Origin of the sequence: Rhizobium phaseoli, assembly GCF_001664385.1 — a bacterium.
Lineage (GTDB): Bacteria > Pseudomonadota > Alphaproteobacteria > Rhizobiales > Rhizobiaceae > Rhizobium > Rhizobium phaseoli.
Genome location: NZ_CP013532.1, coordinates 4,200,177 through 4,221,882 on the forward strand (window position 1 = coordinate 4,200,177; position 21,706 = coordinate 4,221,882).

Below are 21,706 nucleotides of genomic sequence, written 5' to 3' on the forward strand. Positions count from 1 at the left end.
ACCTACTGCATAATTCCTTGAGCGCTATAGCGGCTGCAATTACCGCAGCCGATTGCCGCCCTCGTCGAACAGCCGGCAATCGGCCGGCTCAAAAAGCAGGCCGATCTCGTCGCCGGCCGCGATGCTGACCGGCGAACGATGCTCGACGGTCAGCGATTGGCCATCGCCGAGCTGACAGTAGAGATATTGCGTTCCCCCGAGATATTCCGAGAAATCGACGGTGGCGACCAGCCTGCCCGACCGATCGGGCGCCACCTTCAGATGCTCCGGCCGCACACCGAGCGTCACGGCGCCGCCGGCTGGCCGGCCGGTGCAGGACAAGGCGGTTTCGATGCGGACGCCGGCCACCTCGACCAGACCTTGCTCGGCAGAGCGGGCGTTCAGCAGGTTCATCCTCGGCGAACCGATGAAGCCCGCCACGAAGGTATTGGCCGGATCTTCGTAGATCTGCCGCGGCGTTCCGGCCTGCTCGACCCGGCCGTCGCGCAGCACGACGATCTTGTCGGCAAGCGTCATCGCCTCGGTCTGATCGTGGGTGACATAAATCATCGTGTTGCCGAGTTCGCGGTGCAGGCGAGCGATCTCGATGCGCATGGAAACGCGCAGCTCGGCATCGAGATTGGACAGCGGTTCGTCGAACAGGAAGACATCGGGCTTGCGCACGATCGCCCTGCCGATCGCCACGCGCTGGCGCTGGCCGCCGGAAAGCTGTCCGGGCCGCCGGTCGAGAAGGTGGTCGATCTTCAGGATCGCAGAAGCGGCCTTGACGCGCATCTCGATCTCGGGCGCGCTCGTGCGCGCCATCTTCAAGCCGAAGGCGAGATTGTCCCGCACGCTCATATGCGGGTAGAGCGCGTAGGACTGAAAGACCATCGCAATGCCGCGCTCGGATGGATCGAGATCGGTGACAACACGTCCCTTGATCTCGATCTCGCCGTCGGTGACGTCCTCGAGGCCGGCGATCATACGAAGCAGCGTCGATTTTCCGCAGCCGGACGGGCCGACGAAGACGACGAATTCCCCTTCTTCGATCGTCAGGTCGATGCCGTGGACCACCTGCAGATTGCCATAGCTTTTTCGCACGTCCTGGAGCACGACGCTCTTGTTAGCCATACCGTTCGTCATCCCCAAACGACCTACTTGTCCGACTGGACCCAGACGAGCATCTCTCCGGGCGCGCGGTTATCCCAGAGATGATAGGGCACGAAACGCGCCGTGGCGACCTGCCTTTCGGCCGGCGCCTTGCGGTAAAGCGGCGCGCCCCAGTTCGACGTTTCCTCGCGCTCGACCTTGAGATCGAGGGCGACGGCATCGTTGAGGTCCTTCAGCACGACGGTTTCGGCCGCCGACAGTTCGCGCGGCAGGACGATGGTGTTGAGATCCTGGCCATTGTCCGTCGTCTCGACGCAATAGACCAGCGGGCCCCGCATCAAGGCGACGCGGCCGGCATCCTGGCGCACCTTCGGATTGGCATATTGCGGGCGAAGCGAAAGCGGCAGGAAAAGATCGACACGATCGCCGTCGACCCATTGCCGATCGATCCTGGCATATCCGTCACGGGTAACGGCGCCGAGATCGAGCTTTTCTCCGTTGACGCTGAGGGTGGCGCCATCCGCCCAATCGGGAATGCGCAGCGACAGGGCGAATTTTGCCGGCTTCTCCAGCCTGGTGGTGAAGGCAACCGCACCTTCCCACGGATAGTTGGTCGCCTGCTGGAGTTCGACCGCAGCGCCGTTGGCAAGCTTCAGCCGTGTCGTGCTCTCGCCATAGAGATGCACGGCGATTTCGTCGTCGGCAACGGCATACATATAGGAGCCGATCGAGGTCACCAGCCGGGCGATATTAGGCGGGCAGCAGGGGCAATGATGCCATTTCCAGCGGTGGTGCTTGCCGGCACTTTCGAGCGGATTGTCGTAGAAGAAGGTCTTGCCGTCGGTGGAAAGGCCGGGCAGCGCGCCGTTATAGAGCGCCTGCTCCATGATGTCGGCGTAGCGCCGGTCAGGCCCGCGCCCGAGCATGCGGCTTGCCCAGAAGACCAGGCCGACGGAGGCGCAGGTTTCCGCATAGGCCGTATCATTGGGCAGATCGTAATAGTCGGTGAAACCTTCGTTGGACGCCGCCGGGCCGATGCCGCCGGTGATATACATCTGTTTGGTCGTCAGATCGTCCCAGAGCGTTTCCAGCGCCGCCGTCAGGCTGTCGTCCTTATACTCGGTGGCGATATCGGCCATGCCGGAATAGAGGTACATGGCCCGCACCGCGTGGCCGACGACCTTCGTCTGCTCGCGCACCGGCTGGTGCGCCTGCCCATATTCGTAGGTCTTCTGATGGAAGTCGGCAGCGCTCCGGCCGTCGCGAGCGGCCTCCGCCGTGAAGAAGTGCGGCTCGGTGCCGCGCTCGTCGATGAAGTATTTCGACAGGTCGAGATATTTCTTCTCGCCGGTGACGCGGGCGAGCTTGACCAGCGCCAGCTCGATTTCCTCATGGCCGCAATAGCCGGGGATCTGGCCTTCGCCATGGCCGAAGATCTTGATCATGTAATCGGCAAAGCGGCACATGATATCGAGCAGCTTGCGCTTGCCGGTCGCCTGATAATAGGCGACCGCAGCCTCCATCAGATGGCCGGCGCAATAGAGTTCATGATGATCGCGCAGGTTGGTCCAGCGGCGGCTTGGCTCGACGCGCTGGAACCAGGCATTGAGATAACCGTCCTTATCCTGCAGCTTCTCGTACATGTCGATGATTTCGTCGGCACGTGCCTCCAGCTTCGGGTTCGGCCGGCGATAGAGCGAATAGGCGATGGTCTCGATCGACTTGCCGAGGTCGGAATCCCAGAACATCTGCGTCGTGCCGCCCCAGGGCTGGATGGGAATGACGACGCCGGGGCTCGGCTGGTCGACATCGATTGCCTTCAGCATGCCGGCTTCGACGCAGCGGTCGAGCAGGGTTTCGGCGGTGGAATTGCAGACGGCGTCCTGCCATTTGCCCCAGAAGCCGCCGAGCTCGACATCGGGAACGGCGACGGGACGAAACTGGCGGTCGTTGCTTGATTTGGTCATGGGCTCTACCTTGAGCATGATGCCGAAAAGTGTGAGCGGTTTTCCAACGACATCATGCTCTAACTCTTTAATTTAGAATAGGATTCAGATTTTAGGCCGACGGCCTAAAATCATCCTGTTCTTGGGATCATTTCACCGCGCCGGCCATCAGCCCGCGCATGTAGTAGCGTTGCAGGAGCAGGAAGACGATCAGGCAGGGGATCGTCATGACGACGACACCGGCCTGCACCGCTCCCCAGTTGATGGCGCCGAGCCGTCCGGCGCGAACCGCCGTCATCAGCACCGGCAAAGTGTATTTCTCGTTGCTGGAGAGCAGCACGAGGGCAGCCAGAAACTCGTTCCAGGCATTGAGGAAGGCAAAGATCGCCACCGTCGCCACGCCGGGAAGCACCAGCGGCAGCAGAACGCGCGCGAGCAGCTTGAGGTCGCGCGCGCCGTCGATGCGCGCGGCTTCCTCGATCTCCTTCGGCACCGCATCGAATGCGTTGCGCATCATGAAGACCGAGAAGGGCAGTTGCAGCGTCACATAGACGAGCGTCAGCCCGATGAGCGAATTGTTGAGGCCGAGTTTTGCCAGGATGATGAAGAGCGGCGTCAGGATCGACTGGAACGGGATCATCAGCGTGGCGATGATCAGCACGAAGAGCGCATTCTTCATTGGAAAGCGGTAGCGCGAGAAGCCGTAGCCGGCGAGCAGGCTGACGGTAACGGTCAGCACCACGGTGGCGACCGAAACGAACAGCGAATTGATCATGTGCCGCCAGATGCCGGCGCCGAACGTATCGAGCAGCGCATAGGCATCGAAGCTGACGCCAGAGCTCGGCCATGGCGGCAGAGGCGGCAGGCTGGCCTCCGCACCCGGCCGGAAGGAGGCGAGCAGCGTGATCGCGAAGGGCGCGAGAAAGAAGATCGAGATGGCGATGCCGGTGAGATGATAGGCCGACTTCACACGGAGCGCCTTGCGGGCGCGGCGTTGCCTTGAGGTGCTCATGGGCGTTCCTCCCCGACGCGCAGCAGCCAGAGCTGCACGATGCTGATGGCCATCAGGATGGCGAGAAGCACGATCGACAGCGCGGCGCCATAACCGAGATTGAACGACACGAAGGACTGGTTGAAGATGTAATAGACCACCGAGATCATCTTGTTCTGCGGTCCGCCCGCCGTCATGATGTAGAACTGGTCGAAGGCGAGGATCGAGCCGGTGACCGAGACGATCAGCGCCAGCGCGATCGTCTTGCGCATCAGCGGCAGCGTCAGATGCCGGAAACGCTGCCAGCGGCCGGCGCCGTCGATGCGCGCCGCCTCCGTCAGCTCGGATGGAATGGCCTGCAGCCCGGTCAAAAGAATGATCATGGTGAAGCCGGCGATCTTCCAGACGACCATCACCACCACGGTCAGGAAGGCGGTGTCGAAGGTCGCAAGCAGATTGGGGCTCTTTTCCACAAGACCGAGCGCTTTCAGGGCCGGGCCGATGAAGCCGCTGTCGACATTGGCAAGCCAGACCCAGAGCAGCGAGGCGGTCGCCAGCCCGACCACGACGGGCAGGAAGATGATGGTGCGATAGGTGCTGACGAACTGCCGTTCCTTCTCGACGAAAATGGCCAGCGGAAAGGCGACGGCGAAAATCGCGATGGTGACGATCACGGTATAATAGGCCGTGAAACTCAGCGCCGTCATGAAACGGGTGTCGTTGACCATGCGATAATAATTGTTGAAGCCGATCCAGCGCGACGCCCCCATCAGCGGCCAGTTGTGAAGACTCATCCATCCCGTGAACAGAACCGGCATGACGAAGAAGACGATGACCAGCGCCATGGCCGGCGCGATATAGGCAAGGCCGCGCCAGTTCGATTGGCGCCGTCGCCTGCGCCGAGGCAATAGGGTCTCTGAACCGGAACCGGGCATCAAACGCTCCGCATCTGTCAATTGAAATTGGCCGGGAAGCTGCCACCGCTCCCCGGCCGCGGCCTTGGGAGAGTTATTGGCCGCTATCGATGATCGATTGCATTTCCGACTGGGCGCTGGAGAACACACCGTCGACATCGTCGCCAAAGATCGCGGCGTTGGTAAACGTTGCCCACGGGCCGTTGGCGCTGTTGATCAGGTCGTTGAACTGCAGCGTATAGGGCGTCTTGGCCACGCTGATCGCCTTGAGACCGACCTGCATGCGCGGATCGAGCCCTTCCAGCACCTTGTCGGCGATATCGCCACGGGTCGGCAAGCTGCCATATTTCGCCATGATCTTCTGGCCGTCCATCGAATAGATATATTCGAGGAAGCTCTTCACCGCGTCGATCTTCTTGGTGCCCTTGGTGATGACGAAATTGTCGCCGCCGGCAAAGGACGACGGCTTGCCGTCGACGCCGGGAATGAGGGTGACGCCGAAGTTGATGTCGGGATGCTGGGTCACCAGCGTGCCGATCGCAAAGGCGCCGAGGCTCTGCTGGCCGATCTTGCCGTTGGTAAACGTCAGGAAGTTGGCGCCGTTGTCGCTGGCCGCACCCGCCGGCACCAGGTCCTTCTTGACCATGTTGCGGTAGATATCGACGGCCTTGCGCATTTGAGGCGTATCGAGCGTCGCTTTCTTGCTGTCGGCCGACAGGATATCGGCGCCGGCACCCCAGGTGAGCGGCGTGAAGGTGAAGATCATGCAGCCGCCGCAGCCGCCGCCCGAGAAATAGAAACCGTAGGTGTCGTCACCCAATGCGCGGATCTTCTCCGCATTGGCGGTAATTTCGTCCCAGCTCGCCGGCGCCTTCTCGGGATCGAGACCGGCTTTCTTGTAGAGATCCTTGTTCCAGGCGAAGACCGAGGTTTCGACCGAAAGCGGCAGACCGTAGACCCGGTCCTGATAAGTGCCGAGGCGCACATGCGACGGCGAAAGCGAGTTGAAATAGGGCAGTGACTTCGCCCAGTCCGTCAGGTCCTCCAGCTGGCCGGCCGCGGCAAAGGCGGGGTTGTAGATCAAGTCCATCGACAGGGCGTCCGGCGCCTGCCCGCCGGCAATTGCCGTCGCATATTTCTGCACGAGCTCGGAGAACGGCACCTCGGTAACCACGACCTTGGTGTCGTGGCCGGCATTATAGGCCTCGACCACCTTTTTGAAGGAGTCGCCGATCCCCGTGCGAACCCACATTTCGACATTCTCGGCGGCCGACGCGGCCGAAAACAGGCACAAGGTAGCGATGCTGGTCGCCGCCAATAGACGCTTGATCATGACACTCCTCCCGATATGGCGCATCTCCCTGCGCCTTTGCTCATTTCCTGGTTCTCATTCCTTGGGGGCATTGCCCCCGCATGATTGCCGGACGACGAGCCGGCACGGCAATTTCCTGACACCCGGCTCGACGAGCCGTCCTTCCGCAAGTGCCAGCACCGTCAATCCGGCCTGCCGCCCGAGCTCCTTCAGCTCCATGTCCACCGTCGTCAGCGGCGGCCGCGTCTGGGCCGCGACAATCTCCCAATTGTCGAAGCCGATGACCGAGACGTCCTGCGGCACCTTGATGCCGCGCTCGCGCAACGCATCGACCGCACCGCGAGCGATCTGGTCGTTGCCGCAGAAAAGCGCATCCGGTTTTTCCCCGGACCTCTTCCAAAGCTGCCCGATCGCCTCATGGCCCCAGCTTTCCGACCAGACCCCGTAAAGCACCGGCTCGCGATGGCCCGCCACCTGGTGATAGGCGCCGGCACGCTCCCGCACCGAAAAAAACTCTTCCGGTCCGGTGATATGCGCGATCCGCCGCCGCCCGGCCCTGAGAAGCCATTCGACCGCCAGTCTCGCACCCTGTTCATCATCCGAACGAAAGGTAACGCTGTCCTGCGTTCCCTCCGTGAAGGCGTAGACGACAGGCACATGCAAATTCGACAGATCGACGGGCAGGCGCCGGTCCAGCCGCTTGCCGGTCGCGATGATGCCGTCGACCTGCTTGTCCAGCATCGCGTCGACATGGGTCTGGGCGAGTGCCGGATCGTCCTCGATGGCGCATAGAAATACCGAAACTCCATGATCGACCAGCGCGTCCGAAATACCCGCCATGACGGGCAGCGTAAAACGGCCATACGTGTCGTTCGTCAGCAGCCCGACGGTGAAGCTGCGCTTGCTGAGCAGACCTCGCGCCAGCGCATTCGGCCGATATCCGATTTCGCCGGCGATCCGCTTGATCCGCTCGCGCGTTTCCGCTCCCATCCGGCCGGTGTCGTTGAGCGCCTTCGAGGCGGTCGAAATGCTCACCCCGGCCGCCGACGCCACCTCATGGATGGTGATCCTGCCTCTTTTTCCTCCCGTTAGATTCAGAGCTTCCTCCTTCTGAAGTGGCCTGAGAAAAGCTTTTACCACCTCCGCTGTCAAGTGAGAAAAGGTTTTCTCATACAATTCGCGAGGCAACGAAGGAGAGACGGGTTACTGCGAGGGAAGGCACAGAGAAAGATCGATGCGCCCGAACCGGGTGCCACGTGGATCGATCGCCCAGATCGGCGCGGCCTCTCAAAGCGACGGTGCCGGATGCTTTTGTCGGACGATAGCGGAATTGTGAGGGGAACGTGCGCGCGCAAAACCGCGCAATCAGAACCTCCGGCGGAGATCCTGATTGGCAGTTTGAACCGAAGCAATCATCGAAAAATCAGGCGACATGCCGGGCCAGCGCGCAGCGCGACCAGAGCGAATGCAGCGCGTCGACGAGATGGGCGATATCGGCGTCGGAATGCAGCGGCGTCGGGGTGATGCGCAGCCGCTCGGTCTTCTTCGGCACGGTGGGATAGTTGATCGGCTGGACGTAGACGCCGCAATTGTCGAGCAGCAGGTCGGAGATCCACTTGCACTTGGCGGCATCGCCGACCATCACCGGCACGATATGGCTGGGATTGTGCATATGCGGAATGCCGCGCTGGTCGAGCATGGCCCGGAGCTTGCGCACCCGGTCCTGATGGCGGGCGCGCTCGAACTGGCTGACCTTCAGGTGCTGGATCGAGGCGACCGCACCGGCGGCCAGCGCCGGCGGCAGCGCCGTGGTGAAGATGAAGCCGGAGGCAAACGAGCGGATGAAATCGCACAGCGCTGCCGACGCGGCGATATAGCCGCCCATCACCCCAAAGGCCTTGCCGAGTGTGCCCTCGATGACCGTCAGCCGGTCCATCAGCCCTTCGCGCTCGGCAATGCCGCCGCCGCGCGGGCCGTACATGCCGACGCCATGCACTTCGTCGAGATAGGTCATCGCCCCGTATTGGTCGGCGAGGTCGCAAATCTCCTTGATCGGGGCGATATCGCCGTCCATCGAATAGACGCTCTCGAAGGCGATCAGCTTCGGCGCCTTCGGATCAGCGGCTTTCAGCTTGGCTTCGAGATCGGCGACGTCATTGTGTTTCCAGATCACCTTGTCGCACTTGGCATAGCGGATGCCCTCGATCATCGAGGCATGGTTGAGCGCGTCGGAGAAGATGATCAGGCCGGGGATCTTGGCGCCGAGCGTGCCGAGGGCTGCCCAGTTGGAGACATAGCCGGAGGTGAAGATCAGTGCCGCTTCCTTGCCGTGCAGGTCGGCGAGCTCACGCTCGAGCAGGACGTGGTAGTGGTTGGTGCCAGAAATATTCCGGGTGCCTCCCGCACCCGCGCCACAGTGGTCGATGGCGGCCTTCATCGCCGCGATCACCTTGGGGTTCTGGCCCATGCCGAGATAGTCGTTGGAGCACCAGACCGTGACGTCCTTTTCGCCATGGGCCGTATGGCGCGTGGCGCGCGGGAAGTGGCCGCGCTGACGCTCGAGATCGGCAAAAACGCGGTAACGCCCCTCGGCATGAAGCCCGTCCAGCTCGTTTTTGAAAAACGCTTCGAAATCCATCATATGCTCCAGTATCACGCGGCCGTTCTTGCCGACCGGACGTCCGCGCGTCAATGCTTACCCTTTGCTTTACCATCAACTGCGGCAAAAGGCCCAGTTTTTTGAATGATTCCAGATAAAAAAATACGCAAGCGCGAAGCAATGAATTGATGCCGCACAGACACCATGGAATTCGCGAAAACCGCCGCCGGCGACAACGTCCATATTGCAAAAAAATCGGGACTAGAGTGGACAACCCTTTCTTCCGACATAGTTTTCGGACTAGCGTGGCAAAAAAAGACTAGGGACGGCCTATGCCCATTGGGCGACAACCCAGGAGAAAAGTGATGAAGAAAGCTGTCATACTCGCATTGATCGGCCTGTCGATCGCAAGCTGCACGCCGACCCAGCAGGGTGCCGGCATCGGCGCTGCATCCGGTGCCGTCATTGGCGGTGCGGTCACCGGCAACGTTCGTGGCGCGGCGGTCGGCGCCGCTATCGGCGGCGTGTCCGGCGCCCTCATCGGCAGCGTCGCCGAACAGCCCGGCCAGTGCTACTATCGCGACCGCTACGGCCGCCGCTACATCGACGCCTGCCCGCGCTGAGGGTGCTTGCCCACCGGCCAAATCAGGAAATCCCGGACACAGTCCGGGATTTTTTGTGCTAAATTAGCGCGTTGGCAATTTAAAATGGTACACCCCGCGCGATTTTGCCGCTAAGCTGTTCACGGCTGGGCAACGAAGCTTCATTGAAGACCTAACCAAAAGCAGCGGATGCGAATCAGAGGGACAGGCCCGAAAACAGGTACTGCGTATCGGCGAACAGGCACCATGATGGTGGTCGCAGCGGCAGCTGCTTTCTCACCGGTCCTGATCGGCGACGCTTACGCCTTCAAGCTTTTCGGCATCACCATCTTCGGCAAGGAGGAAGACGAAGGCGAACAGGTGCCCGATCCGGTGCGCTATCAGGTCGAACTGAAGGCCGACACCGCCGATCCGGATCTCAGGGAAGCGCTGGAGAACAGCTCCCGCCTCGTCAGCGACCAGAAGCAGCCCGTTTCCGGCGACCTCGGCGTCGTCGTCAAGGCACGTGACGACCGTGAGCGACTGATTGCCGCCTTGTATGAAAAGGCCCGCTACGGCGGCGTGGTGACGATCACCATCGACGGCCAGAACATCGACGATCTGCCGCCCAATCCGACCTTCGACCGCTCCGGGCCGATTCCCGTCACCGTCGATATAACCCCGGGCCCCGTCTTCAGGGTAAGGGAAGTGCAATTCGGCGGCGACGCTGCAGACCGCAATCCCGCCGATTACGACCTCGCCTCGGGGGCTGAGGCCGGTTCGCTCGCCATCATCAAGGCCGGCGACAAGATCGTCGAGCAGTTGAAAAGCGACGGCCGCCCCTTCGCCAAATTGACCGAACGCAAGGTCGTCGCCGATCATAAAAGCGATACGGTCGACATTGTGCTTTCCGCCGAGGGCGGGCCTGTTGCCCCGATCGGCGATGTCGGCGTCACCGGTGAGAAAACCGTCAAGCCGGATTTCATCCAGCGTTACTCCCGACTGAACAAAGGCGAGGCCTATTCCCCGGAAGCGCTGAAGAAAGCCGGCGAACGCCTGCGCGCCCTCGGGGTTTTTTCAAGCGTCACCATTCACGAAGGCGATGCCCTGGCGCCCGACGGCACCTTGCCGATGACGATCGAGGTTTCCGAAGGCAAGCGGCGCTATTTCGGCGTCGGCGCGCAATATTCCACCACCGACGGCCTCGGCATCCAGGGCTATTGGGGCCACCGCAACCTGTTCGGCGAAGCCGAGACGCTGAGGATCGAGGGATCGGTCTCGCGGCTCGGCGAGACCACCGATGTCGGCGACCTCGACTATTCTGCCGGCATCCTCTTCACCAAGCCCGGCGCCTTCTTCCCGGCCGCCACCCTGAAGGCCGGCATCGTCGCCAAGACCCAGAATCCGGACGCTTACAACGCGACGCTCGTCACCGCCTCGCTCGGCCTTTCCTATGAATTGACCGACAAGGACACGATCTCGGCCAGCGGCGAAGTCAGCTGGGAACGCGACGACGACGCCTTCGGCACGAATGACTATCTGACCTTCACCTTGCCGATCCAATATGATCGCGACGCCCGCGACGACAAGTTCAACCCGACGGAAGGCTATCGCGCGACAGTTTCGGCAAAGCCCGGTTACGAGATCTTCAACGCCACGCCCTATGCGGCATTCGAGGGCTCGATCTCCGGCTATCTGCCGTTCGGCGCCGAGGACCGCCTGGTTATGGCCGGCAAGCTCGCCGCCGGCGTGCTGATCGGCGGCGGCGGGATCGAGGACATTCCCGCCACGCAACGCTTCTTTGCCGGTGGCGGCGGTTCGGTGCGCGGATACAGCTTTCAGGAAATCTCGCCTTACAACGACAATGGCGACCCCACCGGCGGCCGCTCCTATGTCACGGCATCGCTGGAAGCCCGCATCAAAATCACCGATACGATCGGCTTCGTTCCCTTCGTCGATGTCGGCACGGTATCGGACAGCACCTTCCCTGGTTTTTCCGATATCCGCGCCGGCGCCGGCGCCGGGATACGATATGCCACACCTTTCGGCCCGCTGCGGCTTGATTTTGCCGTGCCACTGAACAAGTACGAAGATGGCACAGATTATGGGATTTACGCCGGCATCGGTCAGTCCTTCTAGGACTGCGATTCCGCTGTTATGTCCGGTCCGCGAGCCGTCATGAAAACGGGGGTAGTGTCCGCGCCGATGCAAACGCTGGCAAAAATCGTCAACTGGATCATACGGCTCACCGGCTATGTCGTGGGCGCCAGCTTGATTCTCGCTGTCGCAGCGCTTGCGATCTTCGGCTTCACCTCCTTTGGCGCCCGCATCGTCACCGAAAAGATTGCCGCCACGCTTTCCAATCGCGACATGACGATCGAGGTGCGCGAACCGGAAGGGCTGTTGACCGGCGGGCTTCGCGCCGCCGAAATCTCCCTCTCCGACACGCGGGGCGTTTTTGCTGAGATCCACGGCGTGGCCATCGACTGGAATCCGCTGGCGCTGCTGACCGGAACCTTCCACGCCAAGCGCTTCGAGATCGAAGCAATCGACGTGCTGCGCAAGCCGGTGCGCACTCTGCCCTCCCGGCCCGGCGCCGAAAATTCCGGCGGCTTCTCTCTGCCGATCAAGATCGACGTCGACCAGGTTGCGCTGCCCAATATCAAGCTTGCCGAACCCTTCGCCGGGCGCGCCTTTGCGCTCGCCGCCGAAGGCAGCCTCTCGGCAGATGGCGGCGGCGGGGAAGCGACCGTCAATGTCAGCCGCCACGCGGTCCCGGATGCGCGGCTTACCGCCGATATCTCTTATGCGCCGGCCGAAAACCGGCTGCGACTGAAGGCACAGCTTGCCGAGCCGAAGGGCGGGCTGCTGGCAGGCTTCCTCGGCCTGCCGGATAGTCCTGCCGTCAATATCGACCTCGACGGCCAAGGACCGACATCCGACTGGAAAGGCAAATTGCAGGCGGCGCTCGACGGACAACAGCGGGCCGCAATCGAAGGCCGGCATGCGATCACCGCCGACGGGCTGCACCATCTCGACCTCAAGGGCGGCGGTGACCTGAGCTCGCTGCTGCCGTCAGCATTCCGGCCGCTTTTCGCCGGCCAGACCAATATCGATCTTGCTGCAACCTTCAACGATCATGGCAAGATCGATATCCAGACGGGCAATGTCGCCACTGGCAGCGTCGTCATTGCCGCATCGGGCACACTTGATCCGGCCGGCAACAACAGCCTCAATGCCAACCTGCTCGGCCCCTCCGGGCCTGTCGATTTCCGCTGGCCTCTCGCCGAAGGCGAAGCTCGCTTCCAGATATCCGGCCTCAATCTGGCGCTGACCGGCGACGCGCAGGCGGCGCGACTGAGCGTCAGCGGTTCGCTCGACAGCGCGACCCTACCGCAGGCCAATATCGGCAGCGTCAAGCTGACGGCAAAGAGCGACGCCTTCAATCTTGCCGCCCGCTCCGGCAGCATCCAGCTGCGCCTAGTCGCCGGCGACGCGACTTTTGCCGAGCCGAACCTCAACCGTGCGGTCAAAGGTCCTGTCACCATCGCCGCGCCGCTGCAGATGGCGGCCGGCAGCATTGGTTTCAATGGCACCACCGTCGAAAGCGCCAATATCAACGGCAGCCTCAACGGCTCCTACCGGCTGACAGACCGCGCTCTGACCGGCAATGTCAAGCTGACCGTCGAACCGGCGGCCTTGCCGGCTGCGGCAACGAGCAGGTTTGACGGGCCAATCTCGCTCGAAAGCCAGGTGGCGGGCACCGTCCCGTCGAAATTGGCGCTGACCAACCTCGTCGTCAAATCCGGAACGCTCGAAGCCGCCGGCAACGTCGCGCTCGACGGCTCGACTTTGAACGCCGATCTCTCGGGCCTGTTGCCCGATGTCGGCAAGCTCATGGCGGGTGCCAGCGGCGGCGCAGCATACGCGTTGAGAGTCGGGGGCGAACTGCCGGCCCTCTCCGTGTCAGCCAATATCAAGGCTGCCCGCCTGCAAATGGCCGATCGCATGCTCGCCAACCTCAATGTCGATGTCACCGGCGTCGCCGATCCCAAGGCGCCGCAGGGCAGGATTGCCGCGACTGGCACGATCGACGGCCAGCCGATCGGCGTCAACGGCGATATCCGCTCGGAGAACGGCAGGATGATCGTTCCGGCACTGACCGCCGACATCGGCGGCAACCGGCTGACCGGCAGTCTCGAATTTTCCCCCGCCCTGACGCCCTCGGGCGCATTGACTTTCGATTTTCCCAATATCGGCCTGTTGGCGGCCCTCGGCGGACAGAAAGCCGAAGGCGATCTCAAGGGATCGCTCGGCATCACGAGCGACGGCGACAGGATTGCCCTGACGCTGCAGGCGACCGGCGCTTCGCTTCGCCGGGACGCCTTCGCCATCGTCAAACCCGAGATCGACGTCACGGTCAGCGATCTCGGCGCGCTTGCGGCCAACGGCACGGTCCGGGCCGAGGGGGTGAATGCCGGCGCAAACAGGTTATCCGGCCTGTCGCTGGCTTTCACCAAGCAGCAGAATCAGACCGACTTCGATCTCAACGCCGCCTATGATGGCAACTCGGTGCTGGCGGCCGGCAATATCCAGACCGCGGATGGCACAATCGACGTGAACCTCGATCGTTTCTCGGCAAGCCCTCGTAACATCCCGATCGAGCTTGACGCAGCGACGCAGGTCAAAATCGCCGGTGGCGCCGCCAGTCTGAACGGACTGACGCTGAAAACCGGCACCGGCTCGGTGAGTGTCACCGGGTCCGCCGGCGAGACGCTGAAGCTCGATGCCGTCATCAAGGAGCTGCCGGCAGCACTCGCCAACGGTTTCGTGCCCAACCTTTCGGCTGGCGGCACGATCTCCGGGACGATCGCCGTGACGGGAACACCGGCCGTGCCCATCGCCGACTTCAAACTTGACTGGAAGGATGCGACAACGGGCCAAACCAAGGGGGCCGGGCTGGCGCCCTTCGGCATCACCGCCGGCGGCAAATTTGCCGACAAGAAGCTCGATTTCGACACGACGATCGGCAGCGCCGACGGCCTCTCGCTCAAGGCTGCCGGCAATGTCGGCCTCGCCGATCCGGCGGCGCCGGTGCTCGATATCAACGCCGATCTCCTCAACCTGCCCGCGCGTGTCGCCAATGGGTTTGTTCCCGATCTCGCCGCCGAAGGCGCGATCTCGGGAAAGCTAAGCGCCGCCGGCTCCCTCAAGGCTCCGACCGCCAATTTCGCTTTCGCCTGGAAAGGTGCGGCGACGAGCCACACCAAGCGCGCCGGCCTCACCGGCCTTGATCTGACCGCCTCCGGCAAATTCGCCGACAACGCGCTCGATTTCGATGCCGCGGTCAACGGCGCCGACCGCCTATCCCTTAAGGCGAACGGCAATGTCAGCATGACGGGGGCGACGATCGGTGGCGTCAGGATCGACGCAACACTGGCCAATATCCCCGCGACTGTTGCAAACGGATTCGTCCCCGATCTCGCAGCGGCAGGCCTTGTCTCCGGAACGGTCTCGGCGAGCGGATCGCTTGCCGCCCCGACCGCCGATTTCGATCTGCATTGGCAAAATGCCGCCATGAGCCACACGAAACGCGCCGGCCTTGCCGGTCTCGGCGTGACGGCATCCGGCAAATTCGCCGACAATAATCTCGATTTCGACGCTGCGGTCAGCGGCGCCGGCGGCCTCTCGCTCAAGGCAAATGGCAATGTCGCCGTCACCGGCAAGACGGTCGGCGCCGCCAAGGTCGATGCGACGCTGGCAAATATCCCGGCCGGCATTGCAAACAGCTTCGTCGCCGATCTCGCTGCCGAAGGCTTCGTCTCGGGAAAGATCTCGGCGGCAGGCTCACTATCGGCGCCAACCGCCAATTTTGACCTCAACTGGAAAGACGCTGCAACGAGCCACACCAAGCGTGCCGGGCTTGCCGCTTTGGGCATTGCCACTTCGGGAAAATTTGCCGAGAACAAACTGGATTTCAACGCGGCGGCCGGTGGCGACCAAGGTCTCTCATTAAAGGCCATGGGCAATGTCGCCCTCGCTGGCACGGCAATCGACAGCGTGAAGGTCGATGCCGAGATCGCCAAGGTCCCCGCTGCTCTCGCCAATGCCTTCGTTCCCGAACTGGCGGCCGGCGGCACGATATCCGGCACCATATCTGCGGCCGGCACACCCGCCGCACCGAAGGCCGATTTCAAGCTCGACTGGACGGATGCCGCGACTAGTCATACCAGAACGGCCCATCTTTCTGGCCTCGCGCTTGCGGCATCGGGGCACCTCGCCGACAACAAGCTTGATTTCAACGCCGATCTCGGCGGCAAGGACGGCCTGTCGCTGAAGGCTGCGGGCAGTGTCGCGATATCGGGCGCCTCGGTCCGCAACCTTGACGTCAAGGCCGATCTCGCCAATCTGCCCGCCGGCCTTGCCAACGGCTTCGTTCCCGGCCTTGCGGCGGAGGGCACGGTGTCGGGAACGGCATCCGCCTCGGGCGCACTTCCCAAGCCCGCCGTCGACTTCAGGCTGGACTGGAAGAACGCCGCCACCGCCCAGACCAGAAGCAGCGGTATTTCCGGTCTCAGCGCCGCGGCATCCGGCAAATTCGCCAATGACAGGGTCGATTTCGATGCCAACCTCGCCGGCAAGGACGGCGTGCTGGCCAAGGCGACCGGCGGCGTCACGATTGCCGGAACGGCCATCCGCGACCTTTCGGTCAATGCCGATATTCCCGCCCTGCCGGCAAATATCGCCAATGCCTTTGTTCCCGGTCTCGGGGCCGAAGGCATGCTTTCGGCAAGCGCCGTGACATCGGGAACGCCGGCCAATCCGGTCGTCAATTTCAAGCTTGACTGGAAGGATGCCGCGACCAGCCATACCAAGGCTGCCGGCCTCTCTGGTCTTGCGCTGGCGGCAACAGGAAAATATGCCGGCGACCGGCTCGATTTTGATGCTGACCTCCGCGGCGGCGGCGGCATGGCGCTGAAAGCCGCCGGCAATCTTTCCATCGCGGGCACATCGATCCGATCGATTGACGTCACGGCAAACGCTGCCAATGTTCCGGCTGCCATCGCCAACGGCTTTGTTCCTGGAATCGGCGCCGACGGCACGATCTCGGCGACCGCCAAGGCGGCCGGTACGCTGTCCTCGCCCGCTGTCGATTTCAAGATCGATTGGAAGAACGCCGCGACGAGCCAGACGAAAGGCGCCGGTCTGTCGCCGCTCAGCATCGGGGCATCCGGAAAGCTGGCCGGCAGCAAGCTGACCGTCGACACCAGTCTTGCCGGCGACGCCGGCATGTCGCTCAAGGGCGGCGGCAGTGTCGTGATATCAGGCAATCGAGCTCTCGACTTGCACTTCAACGGCAATGTTCCTTTCGCGGTGCTCGGCACCCCGCTTGCGCAGCAGGGCCTGGTCGCCGACGGGATCGCAACCGTTAATCTCGCGATCGGCGGAACGGTGGCAGCACCCGTCATCAACGGTACGGTCTCGACCAATGGCGCCAAGCTCGTCGACGTCAGACGCAATCTGGCCGTCAACAATCTCGCAGCCACCGTGACCTTCAACGGCACCCAGGCGGTGATATCGCGCCTCAGCGGCAATCTCGGCGGCGGCGGCACGATTTCGGCGAGCGGCACCATCGGCATTCAACCGGCCGGCGGCTTTCCCGCCGACATTTCGATCAAGCTCGACAAGGCGGTCTATGTCGACGGAACCCTGGTTGTCTCGACCGTCAACGGCACAGTAGGCTTGCGCGGGCCGATCATGAGCGCGACGCTGAGCGGCAAATTGCGGCTGGACAAGACCTCGATCACCGTCCCGGAAAAATTGCCGACCTCGCTCCGCGAAATCGACATACGGCACAAGAACGCGCCTCGCGCGGTGCTCGCGCAGCTCAGGGATGAAGGCGAGCGGAAAACCGGTGAGAAATCCTCGGTCATCACCCTCGATCTCGACATCGACGCGCCCTCGCATATTTTCGTGCGCGGTCGCGGCATCGATGCCGAGCTCGGCGGCCGCGTGACCATCCGCGGCACGGCGGCGGTACCCGTCGTCACCGGCGGCTTCACCATGCGCCGCGGCCGGCTGACCATTCTCAACCGCCGTCTGGATTTCTCCGACAAGAGCAGGATCACCTTTGCCGGCGATCTGACGCCGGCGCTCGATATGGAAGCCACCTCCACCTCCGGCACGACGACCCTGACGGTCGATGTGGCCGGCCTCGCCACCGATCCTTCGATCACCTTTTCCTCCTCGCCGCAGCTGCCGCAGGACGAGGTGCTGGCGCAGCTGATCTTCGGCCAGTCGATGTCGAAGCTGTCGCCGGTGCAGATCGCCCAGCTCGCCGATGCCGTCAGCCAGCTCGCCGGCAACCGCTCCACCTCCCTTTTCGAAGGCCTGCGAAACCAGCTCGGCGTCGACGACTTCGACGTCAGCACCGACGCGAAGGGCCAGACCAGCGTCAGCGTCGGCCGCTACCTCAACGACCGCACCTATTTCGAACTGCAGCAGGGCGGCGCGGCCGGCGCCAAGGCGATCATCAATCTCGATGTCGGCCGCGGCGTCAAACTGCGCGGCGCCGCCGGCGGCAACGGCGCCGGCGAAGCGGGCATCGTTTATGAGCGGGAGTACTGAGCCTGCTTAACCCTTGCTTTGCGCAATCCAAGACGGAAAACCGCGTCGCACTTTTCTCGGGATTACTCTAGAAGCCGGTCTTGCTCGTCTTGAGAAGAATATTGGTCTCGGTTGAGTTGATACCGTTAATCAGCCGGATGCGGCGCAGCGTCTCGTCGAAGGAGGCAAGGTCGCGATCCTCGAGCTCGGCGACGAAATCCCATTTCCCGTTGGTGCTGTGAAGCGCGCGCACCTGCGGCAGGCCCCGCAGCTGATCGGCCACCCGGTCGGCCAGTTTGCCAAGCACCTCGATCATGACGATGGCGCGTACGCCGGCGGAGCGCGTCTCATGGCTGGTGCGAATGGTGAAGCCGACAATGGTGCCGCTGGCGACTAGCCGGTCGATGCGGGCGGCCACCGTTGCCCGCGATGCGCCGGTCGTCGCCGCAAGCGAGGAAACGGAAATCCGGGCATTGTGGCGAAGGGCGCTCAGAATTTCGGTGTCGAGATCGTCCACGCTGATCACTTTGTCAAAATAGCTTTATCAATCTGCGCAATCATAATCCATTTCTGACACTTTTCCACCTTTTTGCCGGCAGCCCTTTATCCGACTATCGGCCGAAACAGGCCTCAACACGGAGCCCTCGCATGAATATCCAATCGCGATCTGTCACCCTCATCGGCGCACCATTGGAGGAGGGCTCCGGCCGCAGAGGTGCTGCCATGGGCCCCGCGGCGCTGCGCATCGCCGGCGTCGACCAGACGCTGATCGATCTCGGCCACGATGTCGCGGATAACGGCGATCTCAGGATCGTACCGGCGATGGACCTGCCGAATCATCCCAAGGCCCATAATCTGAGAACCGTCGGCGCCTTCACTCGCGCTCTCGAAAGCAGCGTCTATGATGTCGCCGCCTCCGGCCGCTTTCCGCTCATTCTCGGCGGCGACCACAGCCTTTCCATGGGCAGCGTCTCCGGCATGGCCCGTTACGCCGCCGACAAGGGTCGCCCGCTCTTCGTGCTCTGGCTCGATGCCCATGCCGATTTCAATTCTCCGGCCACCTCCCCCTCCGGCAATATTCACGGCATGCCCGTCGCCTTCTTCTGCGGCGAGGCGGAGTTCGCCGAGATCCTGCCGAAGGACCGTCCCTTCGTCGATCCGAAACATGTCTTCCAGGTCGGCATCCGCTCGGTCGATGCGCGCGAGCGCGAAGAAATCCACGAACACGGTGTCAACGTCTTCGATATGCGCGCAATCGATGAACAGGGCATCGCCGCCATCATGCGGTATATTCTCGATGTCGTCGCCAAGGCCAACGGCCTGCTGCATGTCAGCCTCGATCTGGATTTCCTCAATCCCGATATTGCCCCCGGCGTCGGCACGACGGTGCCTGGCGGTGCGACCTTCCGCGAGGCCCATCTGGTGATGGAAATGCTGTCCGACAGCGGTCTCGTCTCGTCGCTCGATCTCGTCGAGCTCAATCCGTTTCTCGACGATCGTGGCAAGAGCGCCCGGATATTGGTGGAATTGACGGCAAGTCTCTTCGGCCGCCGCATTTTTGATCGTCCAACCCGTGCCGCATAGAAAGGCACGCCGTAAACAAGTCTCAGAGGGAAAAGCGCCATGACCACTTCGGAAAAATTGATCGCCACGGAACAGCGGCTCGGCGCCAACAATTACAAGCCGCTCGACGTGGTGCTGACGCGCGGCGAAGGTGTTTATGTCTGGGATACCGACGGCAACCGTTATCTTGATTGCCTCTCGGCCTATTCCGCGGTCAACCAGGGCCATTGCCATCCTAAGATCCTCGCCGCCATGATCGAGCAGGCGGGCCGGCTCACCCTCACCTCCCGCGCCTTCCGAAACGACCAGCTCGCCTATCTCTACGAAGAGCTCGCCGCTCTCACCGGCTCGCACAAGATCCTGCCGATGAATTCCGGCGCTGAAGCCGTGGAGACCGCCATCAAGGCGGTGCGCAAATGGGGATACGAGGTCAAGGGTGTGCCGGAGGGCCAGGCGGAGATCATCGTCTGCGCCGACAATTTCCATGGGCGGACCCTGAGCATCATCAGTTTCTCCACCGATCCCGACGCCCGCACCGGCTTCGGCCCCTACACGCCGGGTTTCCGCATCATTCCCTTCGGCGATGCCGAGGCTTTCGCCGCCGCCATCAACGTCAATACGGTGGCGGCGCTGATCGAGCCGATCCAGGGGGAAGCAGGCGTCATCATTCCGCCGGCCGGTTATTTCACCCGCATCCGCGAGCTCTGCACGACAAACAACGTCACCCTCATTCTCGACGAAATCCAGACCGGCCTCGGCCGCACCGGCAAGCTGTTGGCCGAGGAACATGAAGGCATCGAGGCCGACGTAACGCTGATCGGCAAGGCGCTCTCCGGCGGCTTCTATCCAGTATCTGCGGTACTTTCGAATTCCGAGGTGCTGGGGGTGCTGAAACCCGGCCAGCACGGCTCGACCTTCGGCGGCAACCCACTCGCCTGCGCCGTGGCGCGCACCGCGCTGAAGGTGTTGACGGAAGAGGGCATGATCGAAAACGCCGCCGCGATGGGCGACTATTTCCTCGAAGGCCTGAAGTCGATGCGCTCGAACATCGTCCGCGATGTGCGCGGCCGCGGCCTGATGATGGCCGTCGAGCTGGAGCCCGAAGCCGGCGGGGCACGCCAATATTGCCATGCGCTGAAGGAGCGCGGTCTTCTCGCCAAGGACACTCACGACCATACGATCCGCCTCGCCCCGCCATTGATCATCTCAAGAGAACAGGTCGACTGGGCGGTCTCGCAGATCGAAAAGACGATCGGGTGACGTAAATCGAGACTGAAAACCTGGTTAACCCGGTTTCCGATTTAGATTTGGGCAACACTCTTTCGCTAATGTCGTCGTAACCGTAACGATGCTTCGCCCAACGCAAAGCCATCGCGTGGGGTGAAGGCAAAGCTCGTCAGCGCCAATGGGGGCGCACTCGCTTCTGCTTTGGCTTATGACATTTGGGAAGAATTCTAATGGCCACGATCAATTCCACTAGCTTCAGCGGCGATACGCTCGAGATCATTGCCTTCCGCCTGCATGATCAGGAATTCTGCGTCAAGACCACGACCATCCGCGAAATCCGTGGCTGGGCGCCGTCCACGCCGATCCCGCACGCGCCGGCCGATGTCATCGGCGTCATGAACCTGCGCGGCTCGGTGATCCCGATCATCGACCTTGCTTACAAGCTCGGCATGAAGAGCACCGTCGCCAACGAACGCAGCGCCATCGTCGTCGCCGAAGTTCACAGCATGGTCATTGGCATGCTCGTCGACCGCGTCTCGGATATTCTGACCATTTCGTCCGGCCAGGTCCAGCCGGTGCCTGAAGTGACCGCCTCCTTCGACCGCGCTTATTGCGAAGGCATCATCGCGTCGGAAAACGGCATGATCTGCTTCCTGAACCTCTCCAAGATGTTCAAGGAAAATGAGACGGACGAACTGGCGGCGTAAATCGGCCCAATGCTTCGGATCGTGAAAACCGCCCGCAAGGGCGGTTTTTTTTCGACGCAACCACGTCTGAGCAACATCAGTCATTATTTTCAACTTCTGAAATATAAGCGATCGCTTTTATATATCGAAAATTAACCACGCTCCATCACTATGGAATGCGAAGCACA

At 62.3% G+C, this 21,706-nt stretch carries 14 protein-coding genes; 6 read left to right on the forward strand and 8 right to left on the reverse strand.

Annotated elements, in window-relative coordinates:
- Window positions 1-39 precede the first annotated feature (39 nt).
- The 7 genes from AMC88_RS20185 to hemA all read right to left on the reverse strand — a co-directional run bounded on the left by AMC88_RS20185 (window position 40) and on the right by hemA (window position 8,893).
- Window positions 40-1,125 carry an ABC transporter ATP-binding protein gene (locus AMC88_RS20185; protein WP_012485436.1) on the reverse strand — a complete coding sequence of 362 codons (1,086 nt, stop codon included), beginning with the start codon at window positions 1,123-1,125 and terminating at the stop codon, window positions 40-42.
- An 11-nt stretch (window positions 1,126-1,136) separates the two neighbouring features.
- Window positions 1,137-3,059, reverse strand: a complete 1,923-nt coding sequence (locus AMC88_RS20190) for a glycoside hydrolase family 127 protein (protein ID WP_012485437.1) — start codon at window positions 3,057-3,059, stop codon at window positions 1,137-1,139.
- Between the two features lie 127 nt (window positions 3,060-3,186).
- Window positions 3,187-4,050, reverse strand: coding sequence for a carbohydrate ABC transporter permease (locus AMC88_RS20195; RefSeq protein WP_010021086.1), 864 nt, complete (start codon window positions 4,048-4,050; stop codon window positions 3,187-3,189).
- A complete protein-coding gene (locus AMC88_RS20200) occupies window positions 4,047-4,964 on the reverse strand; it encodes a carbohydrate ABC transporter permease (RefSeq protein ID WP_012485438.1) in 918 nt (305 codons plus the stop codon). The genes AMC88_RS20195 and AMC88_RS20200 overlap by 4 nt, the downstream gene beginning before the upstream one ends.
- A gap of 73 nt (window positions 4,965-5,037) precedes the next feature.
- Window positions 5,038-6,276 carry an ABC transporter substrate-binding protein gene (locus AMC88_RS20205; protein WP_012485439.1) on the reverse strand — a complete coding sequence of 413 codons (1,239 nt, stop codon included), beginning with the start codon at window positions 6,274-6,276 and terminating at the stop codon, window positions 5,038-5,040.
- Window positions 6,277-6,330: 54 nt separating this feature from the next.
- Window positions 6,331-7,407, reverse strand: coding sequence for a LacI family DNA-binding transcriptional regulator (locus AMC88_RS20210; RefSeq protein ID WP_080515666.1), 1,077 nt, complete (start codon window positions 7,405-7,407; stop codon window positions 6,331-6,333).
- A gap of 271 nt (window positions 7,408-7,678) precedes the next feature.
- Window positions 7,679-8,893, reverse strand: a complete 1,215-nt coding sequence (gene hemA, locus AMC88_RS20215; RefSeq protein ID WP_064825867.1) for a 5-aminolevulinate synthase — start codon at window positions 8,891-8,893, stop codon at window positions 7,679-7,681.
- A gap of 326 nt (window positions 8,894-9,219) precedes the next feature.
- Here hemA and AMC88_RS20220 point away from each other — a divergent pair, with 326 nt between their 5' ends.
- From AMC88_RS20220 to AMC88_RS20230, 3 genes are all read left to right on the forward strand, one after another.
- Window positions 9,220-9,477, forward strand: a complete 258-nt coding sequence (locus AMC88_RS20220; protein ID WP_004679653.1) for a YMGG-like glycine zipper-containing protein — start codon at window positions 9,220-9,222, stop codon at window positions 9,475-9,477.
- Between the two features lie 168 nt (window positions 9,478-9,645).
- A complete protein-coding gene (locus AMC88_RS20225; RefSeq protein ID WP_185171500.1) occupies window positions 9,646-11,574 on the forward strand; it encodes an autotransporter assembly complex protein TamA in 1,929 nt (642 codons plus the stop codon).
- A gap of 66 nt (window positions 11,575-11,640) precedes the next feature.
- A complete protein-coding gene (locus tag AMC88_RS20230) occupies window positions 11,641-18,063 on the forward strand; it encodes a translocation/assembly module TamB domain-containing protein (RefSeq protein WP_064825697.1) in 6,423 nt (2,140 codons plus the stop codon).
- A gap of 67 nt (window positions 18,064-18,130) precedes the next feature.
- Here the strand turns inward: AMC88_RS20230 and AMC88_RS20235 are convergent, their stop codons facing one another.
- Window positions 18,131-18,568 (reverse strand): Lrp/AsnC family transcriptional regulator, encoded by a 438-nt coding sequence (locus tag AMC88_RS20235; RefSeq protein WP_010025157.1) that lies wholly within the window; start codon window positions 18,566-18,568, stop codon window positions 18,131-18,133.
- A gap of 122 nt (window positions 18,569-18,690) precedes the next feature.
- Here AMC88_RS20235 and rocF point away from each other — a divergent pair, with 122 nt between their 5' ends.
- From rocF to AMC88_RS20250, 3 genes are all read left to right on the forward strand, one after another.
- Window positions 18,691-19,626: an arginase gene (gene rocF / locus AMC88_RS20240; protein ID WP_064825698.1), complete on the forward strand. Its 936-nt coding sequence runs from the start codon at window positions 18,691-18,693 to the stop codon at window positions 19,624-19,626.
- Between the two features lie 39 nt (window positions 19,627-19,665).
- Entirely contained in the window at window positions 19,666-20,865 is a 1,200-nt protein-coding gene (gene rocD, locus AMC88_RS20245; protein ID WP_037118010.1) for an ornithine--oxo-acid transaminase, read from the forward strand.
- Between the two features lie 197 nt (window positions 20,866-21,062).
- Window positions 21,063-21,539, forward strand: a complete 477-nt coding sequence (locus tag AMC88_RS20250; RefSeq protein ID WP_010020519.1) for a chemotaxis protein CheW — start codon at window positions 21,063-21,065, stop codon at window positions 21,537-21,539.
- Window positions 21,540-21,706: the final 167 nt, after the last annotated feature.